Source organism: Desulfosarcina sp. (assembly GCF_041551955.1).
In the GTDB taxonomy this organism is placed as follows: Bacteria; Desulfobacterota; Desulfobacteria; order Desulfobacterales; family Desulfosarcinaceae; genus Desulfosarcina.
Map to the genome: position 1 here is coordinate 1 of NZ_JBFELV010000279.1, position 6679 is coordinate 6679.

A 6679-nucleotide genomic window follows, 5' to 3' on the forward strand; every position below is an offset into this window, starting at 1 on the left:
GGGTTCTCCAGAACCGGAAAAAGTGATATGATCGATCCTATCATTTTGTGAAAGGTACGGGTTCAATTCGTCCTTTACCCGATCCACCGGTACGTATTTTTTGCTATTCATGGTCAGGTGGGTCGTGGCACCACACTCACCATGTACGCAATCCAGATTGCAGGTCTTGTGGGGCACCAGATCCGCACCGAGAGAAATATCCAGACGGCGTGATGGAACCGGCCCGAACAGGGTCTTGTATGTCATAGGGCAATCCGGGCGCATTGTCTTTCTATCGGTTAATTTAACCGCGACAGCGCCGGCTAACCCCGCCGCGAACGACGGGGTTGGCCAGCGTCGTTTAAATCGATGCGTCTATCCACAGGGTGAAGATTCCTCGCGGCCTGTCGCGGGGAGGCTTCAATCGCCACTTGGCTACCATAAAAGGCTATAAACAACAATAACTTATTTAGTTTCAGGGTATTGATGACATTTTGGTCAATCATTGAAAGTTCCCAGTGACCCGCATGAGTTAAATCTCTGCTTCGCTGCGACAAGCTGCGGGTATTTTTCTGCCGGTACCGGCAGTGCTGCGCAGCACCGGAATGATAAAGAATAGCGTATTCCCGTTGCCTCCCAGACCCTGCCGTCCTGGTGCTCGGTATCTCTGCTCCGACCCCGACGGTGGAATCGCCGCTACGCGTCGGCAAACGGTGGGGAATGCGCTCGCGATCACGGTAACACCCGTGCGAACGGTATGGTATACTTGCAAAAATGGAACCAACAGCGTAATATTCTCGCGTTTTAACCATTTAGAAAGGCTGGCATCCACTTGGTTTTGACTGGTAAAATCAACCCGGACAGACGAACGCTGACTATCATCACCAGCCATGTCAATGCGGATTTCGATGCCATGGCCTCAATGCTTGCCGCCCAGAAGCTTTACCCTGATGCATTGGTGGTATTCCCCGGATCCCAGGAAAAAAATCTGAGGAATTTTTTCATCCAATCCATGGTCTATCTATTCAACATCGCAGAACTGGGGAAAATCGACTTCTCAGCGGTCACCAGGCTGGTTCTGGTTGACACCCGGCGAAAAAATCGGATCGGCGACCTGCGCCGGGTCTTGGACAATCCCGGCTTGGAAATCCATATTTATGATCACCATCCCAAACACGACGATGATATTCCCGCCGACAAAGAATATCATCGGCTGACCGGTGCCACGGTAACCATTCTGTCGGACATTATCCGTGAGAAAAACATCCCCATCACACCGGAAGAGGCCACTATCATGTGCCTGGGAATCTATGAAGACACCGGATCGTTTTCTTTTCCCTCGACAACGGAGCATGACTTCAAGGCGGCAGCCTATCTGCTTTCAAGGGGTGCCAATCGCAACGTTATTTCAAGCATGATCACCCGGGAGTTCAACCCCGAACAAATTGGGCTGCTAAACGATATGATTCAAGCGTCCAGGCACTATGTGATCAAAGGGGTCGATCTCGTCTTGACCAGTGTGACCACCGACGACTATTTTCCCGACTTTTCATTTCTTGTCCAGAAAATGGCCAAAATGGAAAACATCGACGCCATTTTCGCCCTTGGACAGATGGAGAACAAGGTCTACGTCGTGGCAAGAAGCCGAACGGATGATGTCGACGTCGGTGATATTCTGGACCAGATCGGAGGAGGCGGGCACCCGTCAGCCGCCGCGGCAACCGTCAAAGGAAAAACCATCGCCCAGACCGAGCAGCTGCTCTTCGAGGCCCTTTACGCCAAGATCAACCCCAGGCGCCTGGCCAGGAATCTGATGTCTTCGCCGGCCATCATGACCAGTGAGGAGACCACCTGCAAGGACGCCAAAGCCCTGCTGACCCGCTACAACATCAACGCCCTTCTGGTTGCCGGAAACAGCTCCGACACACCGGGATTCAGTGGTTACATCACCCGGCAGGTCATCGAAAAAGCATTGTTTCATCATCTCGAGACGATTCCGATCCGCGAATACATGAGCTCCGAAATATCTCACGTGCATCCAGATGCAGATGTCGTTGAGATCCAGGACAAGATCATGGGGAACAAGCAACGAATTCTGCCGGTGGTGGAGGACGGCCGGGTTGTTGGGGTGATCACCCGCACCGACCTGCTCAACACGCTGGTTCAGCAGAATAGACCCGCAAACCAGGAATTTTCACCATTGGACGATAAATCCAGCAACAAACGCTCGCGAATGGTGAACAATTTCCTGCGTGAGCGCCTATCCAAACAGATAATGAAAACCCTCGTCCAACTGGGTGAAACCGCCAGCCAGTTGGACTGCAACGCCTACGTGGTAGGCGGGTTTGTTCGGGATCTGTTCTTGTACAGGAAAAATGAAGATATCGATGTCGTCATCGAGGGAAACGGAATCGATTTTGCCAAGACATTCGCCCAGGCTTTCGGGGCAAGAACCCACACGCATCAGAAATTTGGAACCGCCGTGATTATATTTCCCGACGGCTTTAAAATCGACATCGCTTCTGCACGAATGGAGTATTACCAATTTCCAGCATCTCTGCCGGTCGTTGAAATGAGCTCCATCAAGATGGACATGTTTCGCAGGGATTTCACCATCAATACACTGGCCATTCAGCTCAACCCGGGGAAATTTGGCAGGCTCATCGACTTTTTCTCTGCCCAGAAGGATATCAAGGATAAGGTATTGAGGGTGCTGCACAACCTGAGCTTTGTCGAAGATCCAACGCGGGTATTCAGGGCCCTGCGGTTCGAGCAGCGATTTGGTTTCACGATTGGCAAACTCACCTCGAGCCTTATCGACAATGCCGTAAAAATGGATTTTTTCAAGCGCCTTGCTGGCAAGCGGGTAAATGCGGAGCTCAAGTTGATTCTGAAGGAAGAAAACCCCGCGCCGACGATTTTAAGGCTGATGGACTACGATCTGTTAACGGTGATCCATCCGGGGATTAGGATAGAGAGTGATTTGAAGCACCTGCTCGATACCACCAAGAAAGTGACTGACTGGCACGACTTGCTCTTCATCGATGAACCCTATGAACGATGGGCCGTTTTTTTCATGGCATTGATCCGCCACTGCGATCTGCAGGCCACGCATGAAATCTGTGAACACCTTACCATTGCGCCGCGTTATGCCAAGATGTTCGGCGAATACCGCATCCATGCAGAGAAACAGCTCACGCGACTGGAATGGCATAAACGCATGAAAAGCGCTGACGTCTACAACCTGCTCAAAGCCTTCAAAACAGAAGTGATTTTGTACATGATGGTTTGCACCGGTTCCGAGATCGCCAGAAAGCGAATTTCGCTCTACCATACCCGGCTGCGCCATGTGGCCATCACCGTCTCCGGAAAAGATCTACTGGACATGGGCCTCGCATCGGGTCCCGTATTCAGCAAACTGCTTCAAGCGGTCCTGGAAGCCAAACTCAACGGATTGGTCAAAACCCATGAGGATGAGCTGGCTTTCCTCAGAAGCAACATATCCCGATCCAAAAGTCGACCGTCGCAGTCCTGACGGATCAAATTTTTCTTGATTGCACGCCCGCTTCTGTTTAGTATGCCAGGTTTGAACAATAACCGGCGGCTGAATGCGTTCTGCTAACCGGCAGCAGCCAAACCATCGATCAGGAGATGTTTAGATGAGCTCCAAGAAACGGATTTTAAGCGGTATGCGGCCCACCGGCCCGCTCCACCTGGGCAATCTGCACGGCGCACTGAACAACTGGGTCGGCATGCAGGACGGGTACGACTGTTTTTTCTTCATTGCCGACTGGCATGCCCTGACCAGCGACTACGAAACGCCCGGCGCCATCACCGGCTACGTGAACGAAATGATGATCGATTGGCTCAGTGCCGGTCTCGATCCGGAAAAAAGCACCCTCTTCGTTCAATCGCTGGTTCCCGAACATGCCGAGCTATTCCTTTTTCTCTCCATGATCACGCCGGTGCCATGGCTGGAAAGAAACCCCACCTACAAAGACCAGATTGTCCAGATTGAAAACAAGGACCTTTCCACCTTCGGATTTTTAGGATACCCGGTCCTCCAGGCCGCGGACATTATCATGTACAAGGCCAACGGCGTACCGGTGGGCATAGACCAGGTACCCCACGTGGAAATAACTCGCGAAATCGCCCGGCGGTTCAATTTTCTTTACGGCGACGTGTTTCCCGAACCGGAGGCGATCCTGACCCAGACATCCAAGATTTTAGGGTTGGACCGCCGTAAAATGAGCAAGTCCTACAATAATGCCATTTACCTTTCCGATACGCCGGATGAAATCGCCAAAAAAGTGTCCCAGATGATCACCGACCCCCAGCGCATGCGCCGATCCGATCCGGGCAACCCGGACGTCTGCAATGTGTTCGAATTTCACAAAATCTATTCGGGCCAAGATACCGTGGAGACCGTCGACCCCCAGTGCCGCAGCGCCGAAATCGGCTGCGTCGAGTGCAAAAAGATCATGGCCAAAAATCTGATCCAGGCCATGGAGCCCCTCCACGAACGACGGGCGCATTTCAAAGCCGAGCCCGAACGGGTCAAAGAGATTATCGCCATCGGCAGCCAAAAAGCCCGGGCGGTGGCCAAAGAAACCATGGAACAGGTGAGGGCGGCTATAAGGATTAAAGACTAAAAGGTTTAAACCACCCATGCCAATGATGATGGACAACTTGATAAATGCGGCACACGATGAATCGGAAGACGATCTTTACCGGGTCAGGCTCCTGGATATTTTCGAAGGCCCCATGGACCTGCTGGTCCATCTGATCAAAAAAGCGGAAGTGGATATTTACGACATTCCGATTGCACAGATTACCGAGCAGTACCTGGAGTATCTGGAATGGATGCAGCAGATGAATATCGACTTCGCCGGCGATTTTGTCCTCATGGCATCTACCCTGACCCATATCAAATCCAGGATGCTGCTGCCGCCACAGGCGGGTGAGGAAGAGGAAGAAGATCCCCGGCTGGAGATCACCCGGCCACTGCTCGAGTACCTTCGGATCAAATCGGCCGCCGAGCAGCTGGCGGAGCGCAATTTGCTGGGGGATAAGACCTTTACCCGAAAGCCGGACGCCGATCTCCTGGACGGTGTGGAAGATGATCAGGTGATCCGTATCGGCCTGTTCGAACTGATCGATGCGTTTCAGAGCATTCTGGACAAGGTAACGCCGGGCCATCGGGTCGACCTGACCAGGGACCGCATCTCTGTCCAGGACCGTATTGCCCAGTTGGCCGAAATGCTCGAGGCCAAGGAGTCGATGACCTTTGACGAGCTGTTCGCCGACGGCCACCAGCGGTCAGACATCATCGTTACCTTCCTGGCCCTTCTGGAAATGGCCAAGCTCTGCCTGATCCGCATCGCCCAGCACGTGCCCACGGGGATTATCCGGATATTCTATCAGTAGGTGTTATGGCGGAAGATCTTAAATACATTATCGAAAGCCTGCTCTTCGTCTCGGAAACCCCGCTGACGATGGACCACCTCAAAGGCATTATCGAGGGCGAAGAGACCGCCGCGATCCGCACTGCCCTCGATGAACTGATGGCGGAATACGAGCAGCGCGACGGCGGCTTCGTGCTCAAGCAGGTGGCCGGCGGCTACCAGCTCCGCTCGCAGGGCCGCTACAACGAATGGATCAAGCGACTGATCAAGCCCAGCACACCCCGCCTGAGCAAGGCCGCCCTGGAAACCCTGGCCATCATCGCCTACAACCAGCCTATCATCCGCAGCGACATCGAGCACATCCGCGGCGTGGACAGCGGCGGCGTCATCCGTATGCTCATGGAGCGCAAACTGATCCGCGTGCTGGGACGCAAGGAAATCCCCGGGCGCCCGCTGATTTACGCCACCACCAAACACTTCCTCGAAGTGTTCGAGTTGAAGGATCTCAAGGACCTGCCCACCCCCAGAGAGATCGAAGAACTCAGCCGATCGCGGCTCGAAGAACAGACCAATGTCGACGATCACGCCGAAGACCACCCGCTTGCATCCCCTCTGCCTGCCGAAACGCCGGAAGCCGACAACCATTTTGACAATCAGGACTAAAATTGGATCGCATGCGCATGCATCGCAAGCAGAAAAAAGGTTAGGCTCAGCTGCGCTATTTAACACCTTTCATTGCGTGAATTGCGCCACCACCGGTCCTTTCCTGTTCGCGTATGGGCTCAACGACCAGATTGGCCGACATTCCATGTGAATTCGATCAATTCAACCCAACTCATGAGGAAAAGAACCTAAGCGCGGACTGTAAAAGGCCTATATCCATTATTATCATATACATATAGGTACCGCAAAACGTTCGCCAAATGACCCCCTTTCGCTGGAGCGATACGATGATGAAGGTTTATCGTATCCATCAATTAAGAAATAAAAGTTACAATGCAAAGAGATGCCCCATCATTATGGGTAAACCATTTCATAACTTAAAATCTGACCGATCAACAAGCAACCTCCACCTGACCGCAACCATCTGTTTTTTTTGTATTATTTTTTTGTCACGACAGAATGCATTATTGGCAACTATTTTGCTTTACTCTATCCCCAAGGAAGAGAAAGGATGGATACCATGAAAATGCCAATTATAGCATTTATTCTTGTTCTAATCGTGCTGGGTGGAATGCCCACAAGTTCTGATGATGCCGCGCCCGGGTTGATTTCCAATACAGGCACCGAACTCA

4 protein-coding genes and 1 pseudogene are annotated in these 6679 nt (G+C 52.3%); 4 read left to right on the top strand and 1 reads right to left on the bottom strand.

The features are described from left to right. A pseudogene (locus tag ABYV26_RS17770) lies at positions 1-246 on the bottom strand (radical SAM protein); the annotation flags it as partial. Positions 247-817: 571 nt separating this feature from the next. Between ABYV26_RS17770 and ABYV26_RS17775 the strand changes: the two are divergent. The 4 genes from ABYV26_RS17775 (at position 818) to scpB (ending at position 6047) form a co-directional block, all read left to right on the top strand. Beyond that, the gene (locus ABYV26_RS17775) at positions 818-3514 is read left to right on the top strand and encodes a CBS domain-containing protein (protein ID WP_372682697.1); all 2697 of its coding nucleotides are present in this window, start codon (positions 818-820) and stop codon (positions 3512-3514) included. A 124-nt stretch (positions 3515-3638) separates the two neighbouring features. Continuing rightward, entirely contained in the window at positions 3639-4631 is a 993-nt protein-coding gene (gene trpS / locus ABYV26_RS17780) for a tryptophan--tRNA ligase (RefSeq protein ID WP_372682698.1), read from the top strand. 16 nt (positions 4632-4647) lie between these two features. Further along, complete coding sequence (locus tag ABYV26_RS17785) at positions 4648-5406, top strand: ScpA family protein (protein WP_372682699.1); 759 nt, start codon at positions 4648-4650, stop codon at positions 5404-5406. A gap of 5 nt (positions 5407-5411) precedes the next feature. Beyond that, the gene (gene scpB, locus ABYV26_RS17790; RefSeq protein WP_372682700.1) at positions 5412-6047 is read left to right on the top strand and encodes an SMC-Scp complex subunit ScpB; all 636 of its coding nucleotides are present in this window, start codon (positions 5412-5414) and stop codon (positions 6045-6047) included. Positions 6048-6679 lie beyond the last annotated feature (632 nt).